General features: G+C 42.2%; 1 protein-coding gene. It reads right to left on the bottom strand.

What is annotated here, in order from left to right; genetic code table 11:
- Positions 1 to 78 precede the first annotated feature (78 nt).
- On the bottom strand, positions 79 to 275 hold a 197-nt coding region (locus tag B5G52_RS22245), incomplete at its 5' end, for a hypothetical protein (RefSeq protein WP_217896199.1).

Genomic DNA, 275 nt, shown 5'->3' with positions numbered 1-275 from the left:
TAAGTAGGGCGTGGAATGTATTTCGCTCAGACATTGATAACGTTAAGCGTATCTGTTCGAGAAAATGGATAAATTTGATCACTTAATAAATAGCATTGGTATAAGCGAGTTAGCGAGGGTAAAGCTAGCGAGTTGCACAGCGTCAACCTGACCGCCGTAGCGTGGGTTGAGATTTGATACCCACGGAGAAAAGAACGCCACGTCCACCTTTAAAAATCTTGCCTCTTTTAATGGTCTGTATTTTAATCTCGAAAAACTCGCAAACTCGCAAACTC

The organism is Pseudoalteromonas sp. A601, from assembly GCF_002165575.1.
Taxonomy (GTDB): domain Bacteria; phylum Pseudomonadota; class Gammaproteobacteria; order Enterobacterales; family Alteromonadaceae; genus Pseudoalteromonas.
The sequence above is the reverse complement of the archived record's forward strand: the minus strand, read 5'-3'. Positions and strand labels throughout refer to the sequence as shown.